The organism is Halostagnicola alkaliphila (assembly GCF_055379965.1).
This window is the reverse complement of sequence record NZ_AP043825.1, coordinates 23,862-44,847: the sequence shown is the minus strand read 5'-3', so window position 1 is coordinate 44,847 and position 20,986 is coordinate 23,862. Positions and strand designations below refer to the sequence as shown.

9 protein-coding genes and 1 pseudogene are annotated in these 20,986 nt (G+C 52.3%); 8 read left to right on the top strand and 2 right to left on the bottom strand.

The window, feature by feature from the left end; translation table 11 throughout:
* The first annotated feature begins 404 nt into the window (after positions 1-404).
* Positions 405-2,240 (top strand): hypothetical protein, encoded by a 1,836-nt coding sequence (locus ACZ5C7_RS02385; protein WP_464375022.1) that lies wholly within the window; start codon positions 405-407, stop codon positions 2,238-2,240.
* Between the two features lie 21 nt (positions 2,241-2,261).
* Here ACZ5C7_RS02385 and ACZ5C7_RS02380 read toward each other — a convergent pair.
* Positions 2,262-2,839: pseudogene (locus ACZ5C7_RS02380) on the bottom strand (IS6 family transposase).
* A gap of 248 nt (positions 2,840-3,087) precedes the next feature.
* On the opposite strand from ACZ5C7_RS02380, the gene ACZ5C7_RS02375 reads away from it, so the two are divergent.
* A complete protein-coding gene (locus tag ACZ5C7_RS02375) occupies positions 3,088-4,023 on the top strand; it encodes a hypothetical protein (RefSeq protein WP_464375021.1) in 936 nt (311 codons plus the stop codon).
* A 377-nt stretch (positions 4,024-4,400) separates the two neighbouring features.
* Positions 4,401-9,188: an AAA domain-containing protein gene (locus ACZ5C7_RS02370; protein WP_464375020.1), complete on the top strand. Its 4,788-nt coding sequence runs from the start codon at positions 4,401-4,403 to the stop codon at positions 9,186-9,188.
* Between the two features lie 225 nt (positions 9,189-9,413).
* Here ACZ5C7_RS02370 and ACZ5C7_RS02365 read toward each other — a convergent pair whose 3' ends face one another.
* Positions 9,414-11,960 (bottom strand): DEAD/DEAH box helicase family protein, encoded by a 2,547-nt coding sequence (locus ACZ5C7_RS02365; RefSeq protein ID WP_464375019.1) that lies wholly within the window; start codon positions 11,958-11,960, stop codon positions 9,414-9,416.
* Between the two features lie 617 nt (positions 11,961-12,577).
* On the opposite strand from ACZ5C7_RS02365, the gene ACZ5C7_RS02360 reads away from it, so the two are divergent.
* The 5 genes from ACZ5C7_RS02360 (at position 12,578) to ACZ5C7_RS02340 (ending at position 20,985) form a co-directional block, all read left to right on the top strand.
* Positions 12,578-15,118 (top strand): DEAD/DEAH box helicase, encoded by a 2,541-nt coding sequence (locus ACZ5C7_RS02360; protein WP_464375018.1) that lies wholly within the window; start codon positions 12,578-12,580, stop codon positions 15,116-15,118.
* Between the two features lie 105 nt (positions 15,119-15,223).
* Positions 15,224-15,628 carry a hypothetical protein gene (locus ACZ5C7_RS02355; protein ID WP_464375017.1) on the top strand — a complete coding sequence of 135 codons (405 nt, stop codon included), beginning with the start codon at positions 15,224-15,226 and terminating at the stop codon, positions 15,626-15,628.
* Positions 15,629-15,637: 9 nt separating this feature from the next.
* Positions 15,638-15,853, top strand: coding sequence for a hypothetical protein (locus ACZ5C7_RS02350; protein ID WP_464375016.1), 216 nt, complete (start codon positions 15,638-15,640; stop codon positions 15,851-15,853).
* A 294-nt stretch (positions 15,854-16,147) separates the two neighbouring features.
* Complete coding sequence (locus ACZ5C7_RS02345) at positions 16,148-17,431, top strand: metallophosphoesterase family protein (RefSeq protein ID WP_464375015.1); 1,284 nt, start codon at positions 16,148-16,150, stop codon at positions 17,429-17,431.
* A complete protein-coding gene (locus ACZ5C7_RS02340; RefSeq protein ID WP_464375014.1) occupies positions 17,428-20,985 on the top strand; it encodes an AAA family ATPase in 3,558 nt (1,185 codons plus the stop codon). The genes ACZ5C7_RS02345 and ACZ5C7_RS02340 overlap by 4 nt, the downstream gene beginning before the upstream one ends.
* Position 20,986 lies beyond the last annotated feature (1 nt).

Below are 20,986 nucleotides of genomic sequence, written 5' to 3'. Positions count from 1 at the left end.
CTTGTCCTCTTCGACTTCGGAGCGACCGCTCAGCAGTATCAACAATCTCCTACAGAAGAGCGAATATACAAACTTAACGGCATCAACTACGCCTTTGACCGGTACGAGGAGATTCAACTCATACTCAGCGAAGGAGCACACGTCGAAAAGTGGGAGCCGAAAAGTAGGGGTGACACTACCCCCCTTTTCGAAATCAGTCAGTAGTCGTTACTGCGTGACTCGTCTTTTTAATTCGACTAAGTGAGACCGGCTAAAAGTCTCCTCTCACACCGGGTCTGAACGTATATCCTAGTCTGATGATGGCAAAAGGAAGACGTCTGGTACAGGAAGTTCCATTGCGTGAACACTGGGTCTCTCTACCACAAAGACAATGGTAGCTCCCTCTCGTTTTTGTAACACATACGATGTCTCCAAAATCGGTTCCAGATGAGGATCTCGAAATTGATCCAGAAGAGATGACTCATGCAGAACGCGCTTTTGCTTTTCTTGATAATCCAGACCTTTTTTCTGAACTCCAAAAGGAAGGGGAATCCGAAAACAGGTACTTTGAACACTTAAGTCGGAATGTAGCTGAAAATACATCCTTTGAAGAGTGGGTGGAATTTCTAGATGTGTTTTTTGATAAGGCGTCTACTGATACTCGGCAGGACTTTGAGGACGATCTCGCACGTCACGCCAAGAATATGGTTTTGGGAACAGGACTGCGGGGATCGAATTTTCGGGTCGGCAGTCTTGCTGAACTCGTCGAGAATATGTATGCGTATTCAGAGGCTGGGTTAAGTATCCCTAATGTTGACCAAATGGTAGAAGTAACCTTGGAACACACGTATGATCAACAAGATAATCCCATATTCGTCTACGGAATGTGTGAGACATTGTTATCACGTGTTCCCAATAGAGATCATTCCTTTTCCCCGTCTGAGAACACTGATGAGAGTACAATCGACGAATGGTCCTCGCTTGAGAAGGCTGTAGATTTATTGGCTCGTGCGAGTGTCACAGCACGTCTTCAAGCAGGTAAATATCCCTCAGATACCCTTTCTACTCTCGCCACTGAATTCGTAGATCGTTCTTTCTCTCCAACCATTGATGGGAGGCTTGCACCGGATTGTGCAGACGCTGAGGCTCATCTTGAGAAGGTGAGGACTCTCTCCTATGCGAATGAAAATAAAGCAAAACGATGTGCTGCAGCTCTTCATGCTAGAAGTAACCAATCAGTGTTAATCACGTATCTCTATCTCACTAGTCAGCAAGTTGTGGAAGCGTACCGACACGGGCAACCACTCTCTCGGGGGCAGATGCTTCTGGCTGAGCGGCAATTAGATGTTGTCTCTGGATTCAATGCTCCGCCGACCGAGTCTGAAGACAAGTGGCCTCATTACGTTACATCATACGTCGCTTTGTCAACTGCTATTGAACGGACTGGTGGTGCATTCACTTCTGGGCGGGAAAACCGGCCTGACCGTGCTGATATTGAGGCTGCCAAAGCATATGCTACAGCTGCTCAGTCGATCCGCCCTGTTGATCCTGAACGAGCAGTGAAATACTGGAGTAAAGCTTTTCGAAGTGCTGCAACGCCACAAAACGATGCTGCTACGAACATCATGATGCACGAGACCGCTCTTGCATATTTCCTCCGTCAAAAGCAGACTGCAGACGAGAGGATCCGTAGCGTGCTAGATGAGACGATCACGTTCCACCAATTCGCATTGGCTCGGGCTAAAGCATATCATGCTTACGTGGAACGTGATTTCGATGCGTTTCGTGAGTACTATCATAAGGCTGAGGATCTTCTTGAACAGATTCCTCAGTCTGATATCAATATCGCCTCTCTCAACTATCGACTTGATGTCATACGTGCGCGAGAATATGAGTTGGATAGGGAGTTTGACAAGGCTATTGAAGCGTACAAGCTTGTTGACGGAATGAATGAACGACTCCAGAACCGGGAGCAGATCTGTGAAATGAAAAAAGCGATCGATGATGATGATATTGAACGTGCTCAAGAATTACTTGCATCGGAGTTCTCTGATGTCCGGTTATTTGACGCTGTAGTAGACGTTCTCTCTGGCAAAAAACCCAGTCAAATTAGTACTAGCAATATGCCAGAGGTACCTTTGGCAGCTGTAGATAAAGCAAGCGTGAAGTCATTAATGTGGTTCCTTCGGTTAGCACGTGTTGATCCAAGTCCGGATGAGATGTATCGTGCTGCAGTTCAGGAACGCTTCTATAAACTGTAGGTCTACATCTAACGCCATTGTTCAGATTAGCTGGTTCCAGCAGTATGCGTAGCTCTGCAGCCATGTTTCAGCAGTTTCGGTTCGGCGTTTCTGAAACAGTTTCCAAATTGGTAGGTACGTCGCTTTATCTCTTGAAAGAGGCGTTCAACAGCGTTCCGATTTCCGTGTTTTCGTATCGAAATCGGAGCCCGTGTCGATGAAGTGCCGCTTTGAGTCAAGGGGCTGAATCGACGAGAAACACGGCGTCTTTAACGTCGTGTTTCTCGGTGAGTTCGGAGAGAAAATCGAGGTGACACCTTCGTTCCGGTCGCAAACTGCCTTACATGGAGGAATTCATCGGTTTCGGAATCGACGGCAGCGTACAGTCAGTAGCGTTGATCGTCGAGTTGGATCACGGTTTCGTCGAGCGCGACGTGATCCGGCTGTTTGCCATCTGTCGGCTGTAGATCGGCTTTCTGCACCCAGTTATGGACAGTCGAACGCGCCCGTGTGACACCGAAGCTCTCTAAGACAGAGACAGTATCCGAAAGTGATAATCCACGCAGTTGGAGTTGGATACTCAACTGCATCAGTTCGCGCGGTGTCTGCTCTCGCTCCACAAAATCTAACTAGATGTCGATGCTAGGCCCGCCGAGGCGGTCGAATTCTGGCATAAGCACAACGAATTCCACCGCCTCACTCCTTCAAACTCTAATCTGAACAGCGCCGTGCCGTTATCACCAACCTCGTTTGAAAAAGGAAACAGAAATAGTTGATGTGATATCTTGTATGACTAATGACTGATCGAGAAACAGGCTCAGAACAATCTGATTCCGAGGAGTTTGACCTTGAGACTGTCTCTGAGTAATTGACTGATGAGTATATCCATTTGTTCTCTCAGATTTTTGAACGCGATCTTACTACTGAGGTTGATGACGATCAGCGACAAAACGCTGTAGATGGCGTTGAGGATTTGTTAGAGGCCTGGGTTGAGATCGCTGAGTCAGAAGCAGATGAAGACGAGATCTGGCCATTGATGTTGAACCAGTTCAATGACATTTCCAATGAGATCCTTGAAGGCGATAATACTGCGGATAACCCGATTGAAGCATTCATAGGGAACTATGAGGAGATCGATGAGGTAATGGAAAATGTAAGGACTGTGCACGAATACTTCGGCTATCCGCAGTACTACGATTGTATCAGAAATATCTCTGAATATCTGGTTGAAAGCGGTAAGGGCAGTGAGTTTGCTTCAGATGTTGAAAGCGTGCTTCTGAATAATGGTAATATCCTTCTACAGCGGGTTTTAGGACGGTATGAAGAGAAGACTGAACTTATTTTAGATAATCCGAAAGTGGAGGATGCGGAGACAGCAAGGCTGTATCTTCGGGAGTACGAGCGAGAGTGTGAAATGTTTAAGAAGACGATCCCATTTTTGCTTTTTGCAGTAGAGTTGCTTGAGGATCGAGAAGGCGAACTCAAGGATATCATGGATAAGCGGTTGGGGAATTACATTGGTATGGTTTCAGCGAAGAAGCGTTCAAGGATCAATATGCTTGCTGAACCAGTTGATAATGACTATAGGAACTCTATCGCCCATGATGACTACTTGGTTGATCCAATCGAGAACCAGATTAGGTTAATGGACGAGGGTGAAACCGTTGAACAGATCTCTTTTACAGAAGTTCGTGATCTACTTGTGGAAATGTTTTGTCTAACTCAGAGCCTGTTCCTTTTCTACACTATTGTAAGACATGACCAGAATTATACTGCTATGAAAAAGTTAGAAGAGAAGTGGTGAAGAGCTGCGATTACGGATCACCGACTGTGATCTCTTCCCAGTCACCAGGGTTTTTGGCCTGGAAGTACTGATCTTGGTTTTCGACGACGTCGCCTAGTGATTCAACACACCCGAACTAAGAGTCACCAAGGCACCGCTCTTGTTCGTGAAATCTGTTTATTTTTCCCACAGTTTGGGTATCATATGTTTTTGGACTGGAATGGTTTATCACAGCTTTTCCACTTTTGCTTTAGAGACTCTTCCATTTTCTTCACCTTGTTTGTCTATAACATCTACTTTAGTCCTCAAAGTTGTCCACCTTGTCGAAAATCCAACTAGATCTAGTTGTCGGTATCATTTTGTATGTCCCCGAAAATGTACCAGAAAGATCAGTTACGATGGACAGTAGTGAGAGGGGTTCGGTTCCAGAGTATCTTCCTCCGGCAGCGATTGCGGAGTACATCAGTTACGGGCAGTGTGATCGATATGCGAAGCATCGAATTCAGGAAGTGAGTGGGACGTCGAATCATGACTCGGAGGAGTTCCGGGAGGGGTTTGATCCGCTGAATATTCTATTGTCGTCGGCTGGGGAGGAGTTCGAGTCTGCAGTGTGCGAGCGGATCGATGCGCATACCCGCGAGTTTCACGATCTCGATCAGGATGACGCTGAGGAAGACGGGTTCGAGGATGATCATGATACGGTGTTGCAGTACATCCGGTCAGCGAGTACTGCAGAAACTGATTGGGATGGGAGCCCAGTGTTACTGTATCAGGTAACTTTGACAGGGAGGGTAGATGGCCAGGGGATTCATGGTGATGCTGATCTGGTCTTCGTTTGGGCGACGTCGTCGGGTGCTGAGGTCCGCGTGATTGATGTTAAGCGGACGAGCGAGGAGAAGGTGTATCATCAGATTCAGGCAGCGGCGTACGCAGCGGTGCTTCGCCAACTCATTGAACAGGCTAAGGATCTCTCGGCGGATCGTGTTACAGTCTCGGCGGGAGTCATTACGCAGGAAACGTCGGTGACGCCAGTTACTCGTGAACACATTCCGTCGTTTGATACCGAGCCCAGAATTGCTGATCTTCACCGATTGCTTGACGCGGAGTCGCCGCTCATGACGGCGCTTCGGACGAGTCGGGATGAGGTTGATTTTCAATTGGACAGTAAGTGTGGGACGTGCCCGTACAACGAAGGGTGTATCACGGAGTCGTTTGAGCAGGGCCACATCCGACTTCTCGGTTTAACTGTTTCGCAGCAGCAGATACTGCGTGAGCACGGGGTGCGGACGATTGCGGATGTTGCCGCGCTGTGCCGCACGCCGAGTGAGGATAACTGGACGCCGACATTGTACAAGCGCGGATCGTTTCAAACTCCGATATACAAGGAACTGGCTCGGACTCCTGGCGTCGGTGAGTTGTTCCCGCAACTCGTGTATCGAGCGGAGGCGATGCTTGATGCGCTGCAAGCGGACCCGGATGGGGTCAGTGATCGGCCGCAGAACTGGTTACCGGGGAGTGGTCAGTGTTCGCTTCCAGATGATGAACCTAGCGAGGAGGCTCCCGGTGACTTCGAGTGGCAGGATGGGTCGATGGTTCGAGTATATTTGAACGTGCAGTACGATCACCTTCGGGATCGGTTGATCCAGTTGAGTGCGCGCGTCACAGCTACAGAAAGCGAAACATCACCACAGCGACTCTCAGTTCTCTCTGATGCTGCACCTGACGGGGGTGACGCTGCGGACAGGCATGAGCGATCGCTCTTTGAACGGTTCTGTGCGCGGCTTTTCGAGGCGATTCAATCGGTCGCTGCTGGGCTGTCGCTGGAGGAGACGGGTCAGAGTGATCCGCCGTTGCATTTCTACGTATACACCCATGGGGAGTATGACGCGCTTGTTGAGGCGTTTGACCGGCATTCTGACCTTGAGGAGGTCGGGGCATTCCGGTCGGCAGTGGAGGGGACCGGGCGACCGGATGATTCGATGGTATCAATGCTCCGGTCGAAGGTTGAGTCCCACATCATCTTAGAAACACCGTCTTCAGGCCTGTTGAATGCATATCAGGAGCTCTATCCACCAGGAGCGGATGCGTACACTAAACCACGGAGTAATGACGCGTGGTCGTATTCACCGCCGGAGACACAGGAGACGTACGATCTTCGGCACGTATTTTCACGTCGCTTGTTCGATATCGGCGCGGCTGCTGAGTATTCCGATGCTGACAGAGACGATCTTGTCCGGAAGGCGAAACAGCGCCTCCGCAGTGAGGATCCCGATGAGTCATCGCTCGGTGATGGCGATGACGGGATTGGAATTGAGATTGATCCAGAAACTGGTGATCGGTTCGATGGGATTAATACGCGGATGCGACACGACGCGTCAGTCCCGCTAGCATACCTGTGGGCGGCTGTCGGGCGGATCGATGAGAACTGGGAGGAAAAGGAGACTATCGATGAGTCTGCCTTGGCAGAATTCGAGTTGAATCGGTATCGCTACCGTGACAACGATCACTCGAATGAAATCGGTCCTGCAGATGTCAAGACGTTAGGTCAGCATCTGTGTGATGTTCTGGAACATGTTGAGCGGTCGCTGAGTTACAAGGATTTGCTCCTGAGGAAGGACCCGTATCCGGTTGCAGAGTTGGATGTGGATACATTCGATTCGCCTACGCTTGCTGCCGGTGTTGAGGAATACCTCCGTGAGGAGTACCGGGCGAACCGGGAAGAGAAACATCAACTGTACCGACAGTTCCCGCTTCAGCGGATGCTGGCAGGTGAATCGATCCCGGTCTACGTCACGGAGGTTACCGAGCAGAATCGGAGTACACTTCGTATCACTGGACGACTCCGATACGAGCACGATCTCCTATTCGATGATAACGGCGAACAGGTCAAACGTGCGTGCCGGCAGAAAGGCGCACAAGGGACATCGAGTGGGTCGTGGATGGTCGCTAACCCGTACGATCCGGGGCAAGTTGATGCAACAGTGACGCGTCCATATGAGATTGAACAAGGTGTCAATGCGACGATCGAACGACTGGATACGGACAACGATCAGATCCAACTTTCACTCCGGAACTTCTGGAATGACGGCGGTGACTTCGGCCAGCATCACGCTAACTGGACCACTAATCCAGATCACGCCGGTAATGAGAACTCTGTTTACATTGAGTCAGGTGAGTGGCTGATACTTGACCCGCAGACAGACGATATTACTGCTGAACGCGCCCAGAAGGCATTGAACCATGCGGAGACGAACGCACTTCACCAACGGTTGGAGGCTCTTCGATACGGACACATGCATCGGCCTGATACACCGTTTTTTGCTGTAGATAGTCCCTCAGTTGAGAATGAGAGGCTAGATGGGGTTGATGCTGTTGCGGCATGGTTGCGTGAAGATGTCGGAGAGAGCACATACCCCAGTCAGGAGCAGCGGGACTTTATCACGGAGGACAAACGGCAGTTCGTCGCGCTGCAAGGTCCGCCTGGGACAGGGAAGACCGCAGCGACGATGGCACCGGCGTTGCTCGCACGATTGTACGCGGGTGCTCGTAACGGGGAGAGTGTAAACGGGCTGGTGACTGCGCCGTCGAACACGGCAATTGACGAACTGCTCGCGGATGTCGCGGACCTCGTGAACAAGGCGGAAGAGGACGGGCCAATAGCAGCCGCCGATCTTGATATTGAACTGGTCCGGATCGGAGAGGAGCCAGCGGATCCGATTGACGGTGTAACGTACGCGAATTACAACAATGAGGATCATGCTCAACGGATCCGCCGGATTACCCAGCGGCTCCAGACAACCGGAAGATCACCACAGCAGGCTGAGAACGGGTCTGGAGGGGGAGACTCGATTGATTCACCAGAGTTCGAGACGTCGGGAGATGAGCAAGTCGGGTTGTCCTCGTTTACGGCATCTGAGCAGAAGACAGCGCCGACTAACAAATCTGGGGAGGTGACAACTGGTGACTCAGTGTGGACGACTGACCAGCCACTGACGCTCGTATTTGCGACGACGACTCGGTCGTGGCGCTTCCTGAAGGAAGTAGCTCCAGGGTCGAATCCGGATGATCGTGATCGCGCTGAACAGCAGTTGTGGCATCTATTAGCTGTGGATGAGGCGTCGATGCTGGAACTACCAAGCTTTCTGTTAGCTGGGAGTGGCTTTCGGGAAGATGGGCAGGTACTCATCGGAGGAGATCATCGGCAACTACCACCGGTACAGAAGCACGAGTGGGAGGAGGTAAGCCGACGGGATATTCGTGCGACGGCGGCGTATCTCTCTACGCTTGATTATTTCCGGTTACTTCGCGGTGATGAGGTGCTGGAACCGGAGCAACAATCACAGGTCGTGTGTCCGCGCGATCCGGACCCCGTAGCGATCCCGCTTATCCAACTGGACACGACATATCGATTCGACAACTGGACGGCTGAGTTCGTACGGCAGGCCGTATACGAACAGGATGAGATTAAGTACTCGTCTGGTCGAGAACCGAATTCAGTGGGAGCAGCGATTGAAGAGCTACCGGATCCGCTCGCCCCGGTATTTGATGAGAAGACAACCGTCGCGTTACTGACCTACTCAGGGCAAGCGCAGTACCAACAGTGGAATCCTATTGAGAGCGTGCTGACTGAAGCACTGGTTATGGCCACAGAATCTGGCGCTGACGTGGGTGTTGTAACGCCGCACAATGCGCAACGCGGTCGTGTCCAGTCGATATTGCGTGAACGTGGCTATACAGTCGCCGAGGAGGATTCGCCAGAGGGTGATTCGGAGCCTGCTGCACTCCAAGTTGAGACGGTTAATCGGTTTCAGGGCGGTGAACAAGATCTGATAGCGGTCAACGCGACTGTCTCTAATCCGGATTACATTGCTGCTGAAGACAAGTTCCTGCTAACGGAAAACCGAATCAACGTGTCCTTCACTCGTCATCGAGATTTACTGATTGTACTTGCACCAGAGAGCCTCATTGGATACCTGCCCGAAAATCCGGATCTGTACGAGCAAGCAGCCCTATGGAAATCTCTGTCGATAGCATTAGGAGAAGCACCGACTGTAGACGCAGATCCTGATTGGCAAGACGACCTCAGATACGTATTAACTGCTGCAGGGATCGAAAGCACACGAACCCCAGTCCGAAAGGAGCTTCATACTACTATTTCCATCTACACGAACCGCGAAGAGATTTAGAGAGTTCTACGGAATTCAGCAGATGAGCAAGAACAGCTAGTACGATAAATGGCAGATACTGATATCGTCTTTATAGAGTAGCAAAGAGATTTGTTGATGAGTCTGACCGTAATTCGAAATCGCAGCGATTGCTTGGCGTTGACGAGAAGTTGATTTGGGACATTAATCGCAGAGACGTGGGAAAGAGAGATTTGTCGGTATTTAGTCTCTAAGCGGTTCTGTAACTTATTCTGCGTCGCTACCCAGCGGGGACTCCACTGTTTGGATTTCAGTTTCTGCTAACGAATGGTTGTTGGCACGCTTGTGGAGCCAAGATTCGAATTCGTCAGGATAGTCTTGAGCGAGGAAACTCAACCACCACCGGTTATCCGAATATGCACGTAGTTCTTCAGTTATGTTCTCAGATTTGAGTAACTGTTGGGCTTGGTCTTGTGAGATCATACTAAGTGTGTGGCTGAACTGTATCGGTCCGATACGTCTCGGCAGTCGTTTCGTAATTTGTGGTGTGACTGACTTCATAACAGTCGGTTCGATCGGACCAAGTGAGTAATACAGGTCAATCTCAGAGGGGTGTGCAAAATGATGGAAAACCGGTAGGATCTTGCCGCCGGGTCGGAGAATTCGACCCATTCGCTGTATAAGTTGAAGACGTGATTTCGTTCCTGCGACGTTGATACCGACGTCGGCATCAGGGACGTCAATTCCTTCATCCAAGAGCATTGGTGCAACGAGTGCACCAGAGTCTCTGGCACGGAAGTTAGCGATTTGGTCCATGCTTTTCTCGTTCGACAAGTGACCATGTACAACGAATGAGTTTGGGACTTTGGCTGCGATTGAATTCGCAGTTTCGACACGCATTGAGAAGACGATAACTTTGTTTCCACATTCGACGTAACTCTTCGTGAGGGTGATAGCTTTTGATTGAGCGTCTTGAGAACTATAAATTGGTTCCCGTCGCTGCCGAAGGATACGAATGGGTTTTGTCCAAGTTTCAGGGATGTTCTCTTCATCCTGAACGATATTCGTGAGTTTGAAGAGTTGCAGAAAGTGGGCGAGATCAAGTGTCTCCTCCTCAACTAGTACCTCTCGTGAATAAGGAATATCATCAGCTTCAATTAATTCGAGTTGATTATTGTACGTTGCTTCGTCCTGCTTGACTTCTTCCAGGGCGAGCGGGAGTTTTCGACTCCACCGCTCAAATTCGGCTTGTTCTTCCTCGGTAAGTTCGATTGGATGAAGATACCATTCCAGTTCTGGGAGGAGATGATCTGCTTGTGCTTTCTTAAAGCCGTATTCATACACAATATCATTAATTCTCTTCTCTAACAACTGTCGACGTGGTTCTTCTAGTGTCGCTGTGAGTCCTAATGTCGCATCACGACTCAAATAATCTAATGTCGCACCCCACCCGTCGGTCTGGGAATAGTGATGTACTTCGTCATAGATAACGAGATCGTATGACTGTTCGGTGAACTCATCTTGATTGAGGGAAATATACTGAGGGGTCTGAATTTCGATTCGACCTGTATCAAATTCAATGACCGGTGAACCGTCTTCACTAAACGGATCGGAATCTAGGCCGAGTTTTTCAAGAATCTCCTGAAGCCATTGTTCCCGAAGCGCAGTTCGATGGACAACGACGAGGATATCGGCAGTTTCTGTTCGTGGCTCACCGTAATACGGACCACAAAGTTCTGAAATCGCAGCAAGACCGACTACTGTCTTTCCAGTCGCGGTCGCCATCTCAATGAGACCATCTCGGCCTGCATCAATCCATGTATCAAGTGCTTCTTGCTGGTTCTGCCATAGTTGTACCATCACCGTCGGAATGTTCTGAGACTCGTCTTGTAGATCAAGTACTTCCTCTGGTGTATCGTCGTTTGCGTAGAGATCAAGCAGAAAAAGATCGTTGATGGGTGCTACACAGACTGGGGAACTTGACTCACGTTGTTGATAGCGCTTCCAAATCTCACGAGCGTTTGATGGACATTGACTTCGAAACGCCTCAAAACCTGGCTTGTCTGTACGTGACTTTGCGGCTTTCTGGATCAAATCGTTATAATACCGAGTCGCACCATCTTCCTGCTCTGGGTTCACTGCAGGGTCTATAATTTCTTCTAGTTGTGCAAGCTGTCCAAGCAACGAGCGAGCAGTTACCCCTTCTAAGATATTCGGATTCTCGATTCCATATGCCCGTCTCAAAACATTACGATCCTGAACTGGTAGGTCAACAAGTTGGTGACCAACTGGTGACAGTTCTAAAATCGCAGCGAGAACGTGGGAGAAGTCAGTACTTTTCTGCCATACAGCATCGAACCAATTAGAGAGTTGAGCCACTCTATCAGTATTAGTCCACGATACGTTTAGCTCGATATTATTTGCGAGTCCACCTTGGGTAAGGTTTGACGAGCCAAGTACGGCAGCTTCCGGTGTGAGATATAATTTAGCATGTACCTGTCGATGGATCCGAACGAAAAGCGATTCTCCCAGCGCTTCATAGACTTCTTTATATTCTGCGTGATCCTCTAATTGCGCTCCATTATCCTGAAGGAGTTCCATCAGTGTGACATCAGTCGTTGCTATCTCGGCTTTAGCTAGAATACGTACTGTTACGTTTGACGGGACCTGTGAGATAATCGCTGTTACCTCATCAAGTGAAAAATATCCTACTGTGATTCGTAATTCTCCTTCCATATCCTCAAGATGGGTTGAGAGCCATTCTTTAAGCGTGTATTCCTCTTCAAGGAATCCGTTGTTATCAAATATAACCATGTTCTGATCACATGATGGCGATTGTAGTTATCGAAGTCTGGTTGTTTCTCTGGGAGTTGTTTCTAGTACGACCACGATAGTGTGTTGTTATCACTGCTCAATCACTCGCTCTCCTACCAGTCGAAGCAAAAAATAGCTTGCAATTATTTAGCAGATCGATGAGTTCAATTCATGGTACTTCCTCCTACAGCTGAACTATTTTCGGTGTGCTTGAAATCCTATGATATCTAACAACAACCGTCATAATACCAAGGTGAGAATCCATTGCTCAACATTCGGAATCCGAACGGCCAAGAAGCGATCTGGAAGGGTAATGTGGACAAGGAAGTACCGGTTCCACCGCTAAGACCACACGGAAATCTGAGCGGCAGGCTGGGAGCCGTCTCTGCCACTCTTCCTACGCAATTTCGGATCGGGTCGGTTACGGCTTGAACGGTGGTTCAGCGTGCGTTTCGGCTTCAACAAGGTCTGTTGTGTGTTGGAGATAGTGCTTGAACTGCGCTTGTTGTACCGGATGGCAACAAGTCCGGGATGGCGTAGGCGTACTTACCAGGCAAATGCAACTCCGTTGACCAAATCACTAAACTTCACAAGCAACAATCGATAAGAGCCGGTAGATGAAGAATCGACCCGGCATTGGGGAGACAGTCGAATGGTTGCGGGGTCGAGGCTACTATGAGGGACAGATCACGTATCAACAGGTTGAGAGGGGACAATCTGCGGAGACCGCTGATATCGACGTTTCTGAACCGTTATCGATTGCACTTCGACAGTCCGGAATCTCGAGTCTGTATTCGCATCAGGTAGAGGCCATTGAGGCTGTCCAGTCTGGTGAGAACGTGGTTGTCGCAACGCCAACGGCATCTGGCAAAACTCTCACATACGTCGTTCCCGGTATCGAGAGAGCGATCGAAAACACAGGAAAAACACTCTACATCGCCCCGTACCGCGCACTCATTAATGATCAAGCTGACACGTTCGAAGCGTTCGATACTGAGTTAGGGTTTGGTGCTTCGATCGATATAGGGGTTCAAACAGGAGAAACATCGAGAACGGTTCGGCAAGAAATCAAGGGTTCTCAGCCGGATGTTCTTCTCACAACGATCGATCAACTCCATCTTAGTCTCCTCCCGTATGCTCACGGGAGGGGTCATTGGCGGTGGTTATTCCAGCAGTTGGATACCGTGGTCATTGACGAGGTCCACATGTATCGTGGGGTTTTCGGGAGTCATGCCTCGTTGATTTTTCGACGGCTTAATCGGTTGTGTGATTATTATGATTCGTCTCCACAGTACATCTGTTGTTCAGCAACGATTGGGAATCCCGTCGAGCATGCAGCAACTGTCACTGGCCAGGACGAAACTACGTTCAGACTTGTTGATGACGATGGGAGTGCATCGGGCGATCGCCATTGGCTGTTCTGGAATCCACCGCTCAAGCAAGATGACGACGAAGACCGATCGGTTCCGGACCCGGCTGTCGACTCAGATGGCACTGTTCGTGCTGGCCATGACGAACACCCACCTGAACAGATCGCAGCCGCTATTGATACCGCTCCGAGTTCGGCGACCGACCCACAAGCGGAGCCAGACGGTTCACCGGAACCCTCCGATGAGATTGCCCTCCTATCCCACCAGGAGGTTGTCGGCGGGGAACGACAATCGAATCACGTCGAATCCGTGCGACTGTTCTGCGATCTCGTAACTAGGGGCTATCAGACGCTTGTCTTTACTGCTGCTAGACAGGGGACGGAACAGTATGTTGACTGGTCGGACAAAATGCTGCGTGAACGAGGCCAACACGACCTCGCGGACAGCGTCCACGCCTATCATGCATCACTCAACACGAACCGACGCCTCAAACTTGAAGAGGAGCTTCGCAGCGGCGATGCTCGTGGCGTTTGGAGTACGAACGCGCTTGAGCTCGGGATCGATATCGGAACTCTCGACGTCGTCTTGCTTGACGGCTACCCGGGAACGTCGATGAGTACATTCCAACGAGCCGGTCGAGCTGGGCGTGGTGAGGATGCCTGCCTCGTTGTTCTCGTCGGGGCAGACGATCCACTGGACCAGTATACGATCCGAGAGCCCGAAGAATTGTTTGAGACCGGTGCTGAACAGGCTGCTGTCAACCCTACTAATGATGCGATTCGCCCGGATCACGTTGTTTGTGCGGCAAGTGACCATTTCTTATCGCCAGATGACGAGGAATATTTCGGCTCCGATTTGGCTGATGTCGTCACGGACGTGGAAACCAATAATCGCCTTCGCCGTGTAGAGAGTGGCGACCGCATTCAATGGCGTGCCACGGATTCAGATGTTCAGTGGAATACAAATATTCGAGCGATCGATGACCGCGAAATTGATCTTATTGACCGGAACCGGGACGAGCAGTTGGCATCGCTTGAGTTTGGAGCTGCGGTGCGGGATGCACACCCGGACGCGATTTATCGCCATCAGAAACAGACCTATCGAGTTGTGGACTTAGATCTCGAATCCGATCAGGCGTTGCTCGAAACTACGTCTACAGCAGAGTACACGCGTGCTCTCCGAGAGAAGTCCGTGACTATTGAGGATACGTACCGCCAGTCATCCGTTGAGACGCATGCAATGGATGCTCAAGCGACGTTAGGTAAACTCACGGTAGAGGATACAGTCACGGGATATTTACTGTACAGCAATCCCAGTGACGGCACTCCACGGGAGTGTGAGTTTGAAGAGCCGTTGGAGTCACGAGCTATCGAAACGACAGGACTGTTCATCACCGTCCCCAGCGACGTCGAGGCGAGGATTATCGATCAAGCAGAGTCACAAGATGAGTATCTCAGTGCGCTCCACGCGATCGAACATGCCTTGATATCGCTGTTTCCCATGGAGGTACTGTGCGATCGAGGCGATATCGGCGGTCTTTCAACTGTCAGTCACGGGCAGACAACTGGTGGAACCATCTTTATTCACGATGGCCATCCCGGTGGAGCCGGGCTGACGCGACAAGCATTCGATCAACTTGACGTACTGTTAGAAAAGACGTTCAAACTGCTTCAGGACTGTAGCTGCCGTGATGGGTGCCCCTCCTGTATTCATTCACACCACTGCGGGAATGCGAATCGAAGTCTCAACAAACAGCTCGCACTGCAGTTGTTGTCGGAGTTGCAATAGGTGAACCTGCAGACTGCATACCCATATCATTGTCCTGTGTCCCTCTGAGCAACGTTATTCGAAATCTGGCACAATTCATAGGGCAGGCCGTTGAAGTTTGGAAACATGGATCGCGAAACACTCGCAGGGATCGCTGCACAGTACCCGTGGGCCAGTTGGGCTGTGTGGGACGACGAATTCCCCGACGGTGACTGCGTTGAGACGCAACCCGATCGCTTGGTTGAATTCGTCCATGAGCGGGCTGAGGTGCTGACCCCAGATGTCGTCCTCATGGGGTTGAACCGATCTGCTGACCTCCCTTCCCCCTACTCAAACTTCCACGCACCAACCCGGAAGCACTACGATTACCGACTGAAGGAATTTATCCAGGACCGTGGACTGGAACGACTCCAGGGGACGTACATGACCGACCTTGTGGACGAAGTTGACTCGGACAGTCAAAACGTTGAGGTGAGCGACGACGATGCCGCGGTGCTGCTGGAACAGTTGCGCTTGCTCGGCGAGTCCTAGTACCACGTCGTGTGTTTCGGGAACAAGCCGTTCGACGGGCTGGTTGACTACTTCGATGCCGGAGTGACCTCCCACCCACCTGATCTCAAGCGAGCCACGATCGAGACTGACGGACTAACACTCTACCTCTACCGTGTCTGGTTCTACGGACTCTACGGCGCAAACCAGAATAAGGTGAAGGTATTCAAGCACCAACTGCACGAACTGAACGAGCGCGTCGTCTGAACGAACTCGGTGACATACATATCACATCTTCCATAATGGATGGAAACGGGGGGTGTCTGCATTATTTATTCGGTTGCAGCCGTATTCAAGCGGTATTCCTTGATGGGGTCACGGGGTGTGTCCGGGATTACTGTCAGTAAAATAGAGATCACAGAAGAGCCTCTGTATCCGGAATACCAGTGATAGTCCAACCCGTTTGTCGCGGGTTCGCTTAACAGAACACATCACGAAGAACTATCAGACTCTCGATCTAATCACTGGGTTTATATCAATAGCTTCATATTTGCTTATCAAATGGCATCAACAGAGGTTCTGTGTACAGCGGATATTCATATCGGACGCCGTCCGAGCCGACTTCCCGACAGATTCGATGCGGCCGACTTTTCTCCCCGGACGGTCTGGGCTGATCTCGCGGAAGCAGCTGTTACTCGGGGAGTGGACGCGGTCGTCGTTGCGGGTGATCTCGTCGACAGCAAAAACAGGTACGCTGAGGCATTCGGCGCGATTGAATCTGCGGCTACTACGCTGGCGGAGGCCGGTATTCCGCTCGTTGCTGTGGCCGGAAATCACGACGCAGACGTACTGCCAGACTTGGCCGACGCAATCGATCACCTCCAGTTGCTCGGTCGGGACGGGACGTGGGAGCGAACAGTCCTTACTGACACCGACGGCGAGGCGTGCCTCCATGTTGATGGCTGGTCGTTTCCGAGCAGGTACTATCACGAGAGTCCGGTAGCCAGGTACGATCTGGACGACGACGGTGTTCCGCGTCTCGGCGTCGTGCACGGAGACGTGAGTGAAGAGGACCGGTACGCCCCGGTCGCCGTGGATGACTTGGCGACGAGTGGGCACGCGGCATGGGTGCTTGGTCACCTTCATGTCCCGGGGACACGTCATGAGAATCCGCCAGTCTTGTATCCGGGGTCCCTGCAACCGTTAGATCCGAGCGAAAGGGCCAGCCACGGTGCGTGGGTTCTCTCAGTCGAAAGTAACGGAACAGTTACCACAGAGCCGCTTGAGACGGCAACACTGCAATACGAAGCGGTCACCGTCTCGACGACGCCTGAGCAAGGGTTTCACGATATCGTTGATGCTACGCATGAACAGTTGCGTGAGGTAGTCACGGAATGTGGCACCGAGACGGAGTTGCTTGCGGTCACTCTCGTAATCGAAGGGCGAATAGACGAACACACCGACTTGCGCAGTCGACGTGCCGAACTTAAACAGATTGAGCGCACGGATGGCGGGACCACAATACGGGTAATCGACGTTGCAATTGATACGAAACCCGCGATCGATCTCGCTGAACGTGCCGGTGAGAATGATCCGATCGGGTACGTGGCCGGGTTGCTGCGGGCACTCGACGGTGACGAACCCTTGGACCCTTACCGGACCGTCATTGAGGCCGCACACAGGCGTGTCCGCGAGACGCACGATTCCAATGCGTATCGGGAGTTGAAAAGCCATGATGAGACGTACGCGCGGCCGACGGAAACGGAAACGAAGGATGTAATTCGCCAGCAGGCGCGGCAGGTCATCGAAGCGTTCAGTGAACAACAAGGGGGTGACGGGCGATGAGTGAGCCAGCCCCGACTGACGCCGACCAATCCGAGACGAATCGTGAGACGGCGGACGGTCGAGAGACGCCTGTCACCGTTGACGCCGTGACACTTGACCGCGCGCCGGGGTTCGAGACAGCAGGGTTTACGCTCGAAGAGTTTTCGTCGGGAGTTAACGTTGTATACGGTGCGAATGCGGCTGGGAAATCGACGCTCGCGGAGGCGATCCGCTGGTCGTTGTGGCCCGATGAAGCGCCGGCCTCGGCGACGGTTCGGACTGACCTGACGTACGATGGAGAGTCGCGGCGGATCGACCTGCACGGAGGTGTGAGTGAGCACTTTCGTGACGGCGCACCCGCGGACGCGATCCCGGTGCCGTTGATGGATGGTGGTCGTCGGTACGCACTGTCGCTGCACGATATGCTACAGGAGGAAACGGACGACGGCGAATTCGCAAGCGTCATTCAACGCGAGTCGACTGGCGGGTTCAACATTGACGCAGTCCGCGACAAGTTCGGCCTGGCTAACGGGGCCAGCCCCGCCACACGAGGGATTAGCGAGACGAAGGATGCAGCGGCGGCTGTCGAAAACGTCGAGAAGTTGCGGCGCGGCGCCCCGGATCTCGCGGCGGAACGAGCAGACCTCAGCAAACTCAAAGAAAAACTGGAAGCTGCTGACGCCGCGAGAGAGCGCGTCGACCTGCTTGAGACGGCGGTCGAGTACAGGAAGGCACAAGACGCCTACGATCAGAAACAGAGAGAGGTAGCGTCGTTCCCGAACGAATTGGCGACTTTCGATGGTTCTGAACTGGATGACCTCGACAAACTTGAGGAGCAGGTCGACACCCAAATGGGTGAAGAGCGAGAGGTGGCCACGAAGTACCGTGAGGCTGCTGAGAAACTCGAAGCTACGGAACTCCCTGAGGACGGCGTCACCGATGAGGTGCTACAGGCACTTCGAGGGTATCGGGACGAGCTCAATGACGCTGAAGACGAGCGCGATCGGTTGAAACGAGACGTAGCGGAGGCAAAAGCCGAGCGTGACGAGGTACGGGGGAAGATTTCGCTTGATCTTGACGACGAGACGCTCCGGGAGGTCAGCACGGACGATCTAGTTGAACTCCGGTCGTTCGTCAGCAAGGTGGCTGAAGTCGAAGGCAAGCAGCAGGTCGAAGCCGCCGTTGACGAGTGGCTCGGTGACGACTTGAAGGAGCAGAGGGATCGTGAAACGCTTGAGAGTGGGCGGAATGCCCTTGAGAACTGGCTTGCAGCCCCGGCAGAACAAGACAACGACGATCAGCGAAATCGACGCCCCGTTGCAGCGGCTGTCGCGGCTGGGGTGCTGACGGCGCTCTCAGGTGTCGTGATTGCGCTGACGGTGAATCCAGCAGGGATTGTTCTGACGGTACTTGGTCTCGCGCTCGCTGGGTACGCAGCGATCACCGTGAGGGGTGAGGAAGGCAGTACGGACTCTGCGAGGACGACGCACGCAGGGACGTTCCGGCAGACTGGGTTGGAGGAACCGGATTCGTGGGAAGCTGACGCGGTCAGAGACCGTGTCGCCGCACTTCGTGTGCGTTTGAGTGCAGTCGAACTCGACAAGCAGGAGGCCCAAAAACGAGATGAGATCCGCGCACAGTTTGATATCGAGGACGTCAAGGATGAACTGGAGACGGCCCGACAGCGGCTTCAGGATCGGTTTGACACTGAGGTTGATGACGACATTGAACTGGCGGTAGCGGTCGAGCGTGTCGAGCGTTGGCAGACTGCTGACGAGATCGTCACCGGGAAACAGGCGGGCCTGCGGGAAGCCAAGACCCAGGTTGAGACGTCCCATGAGCAGTTCTGCGAGACGATCGAACCGTTCACGACCGAGACGTACTCATACGTAGTTGAGACGAGTACCGACGCAACAGCTGCCATCGAGAGTCTCGAACAGCGACAACGCGACTACGAGGCTGCGATGCAACGACTCGCAGAGGTTGATGGAGGGGTCGCACAGGCCCGTACCGATCTCGAACAGTACAGATCCGAACGGGAGTCACTGTTCACCGAACGTGGATTGGATCCTGACAACCGAGACCGTCTTGAAGTACTGTCTGAGCAATACGCAGAGTACAAGGCAGCCGTCGAGGCAAAAGACGAAGCTGAAACAACTCTCCGGAATCGGCAGGAGGACCTTCGTGCCTTCGACGACTACGACGAAGCGATCGAAGAGCGAGACCGGGACGACTTAGAAAAGGAATTAAGCGAGAAGCGGAAGGTTGCGGGCCGCTACGACGATCTGTTGGAGGAAAAGACGACGCTGGAGAAGGAAATCGAGGATGCGAAGGCATCGATGGATATTGAAGCCGCAGTTCAAGAACAAAATGAGGCCTTGTGGGCTCTTGAAGGGGCGCTTGAAACGGACGTCGCTGATGCGGTGACGGATACACTCCTTGAGTTCGTCGAGGCAGAGACGGTTACTAGCAACCAGGAACCGGTCTTTCAGCGGGCGGACGACCTGCTGCGTCGAATTACTGACGGGCAGTTCGAGCTGAGACTCGATGACGGTACGTTCAGGGCGTACGATACGGGTGAACAGCGGCGGGTTGACCTGAACGATTTGTCGAGTGGGACGCGAGTGCAGGTTCTGTTAGCGGTCCGGGTCGCTTTCGTGGAACACAGAGAGCAGGAGACCGCGCCCCCGTTATTGCTTGACGAGACGCTGGCACCGTTTGACGACCAACGGGCCGAGACAGTCCTTGACACCGTGATCGATTTGGCCCGAGAGGGGCGACAAGTGTTCTACTTCACGGCCCGGCATGACGAACGCACGCGTTGGGAGAATCGGCTCGAGGGGTCTGATGTTGAGTACAGTCTCCAGCAACTGAGGGCAGGGGACGGGCACGACCCGATCTCGGAGCCGCCCACACTCGAAGCACTTGGTGCAATGGACGTGCCAGCTCCGGACGGCGACGATCATCGGACGTACCGTGAACGACTGGATGTCTCGACATTTGATCCACGACAAGGAGCTGCCTCAGCTCCGCTCTGGTACGTGACTGAGGACCCAGAGCAACTATACCGACTCCGTGCTGCTGGCATCGAGCGCTGGGGACATCTCCGATCGTTGCTGGAAGTCGGTGCCGTTGATGGTCTCCTCTCGGAACCGTCCCGAGAACAGGTCCGACAGCATGGTGTGGCACTTGAAGCGTTCGTTGAGGCGTATACTGTTGGGCGTGGGAAGGCGGTTGACCGCGACGTGTTAGAAGCCACCGACGCCGTCACCACAAAATTCATCGACGAGGTGAGTGCCTTGGCGGACAGTGTCGACGGCGATCCAGAAGAGATCCTTAACCAGTTACCAGAGGTCCCGCACTTTCGCCAGAATAAAATCGAGAAACTCCGAGGATACCTTCGTCAAGAGGACTACCTTGATCCGCGCCCGACGCGACCGGACGAACAGATCCGGTCAGCGATGGTCAATACCTACTGTCAGCACGGACTCGAACCAACCACCGCAGCAACGGCCGCAGACAGACTCCTTGACCGGATTTCGGTAGGCTCTGAGTCGAGTGAGAAAACGGATTGAG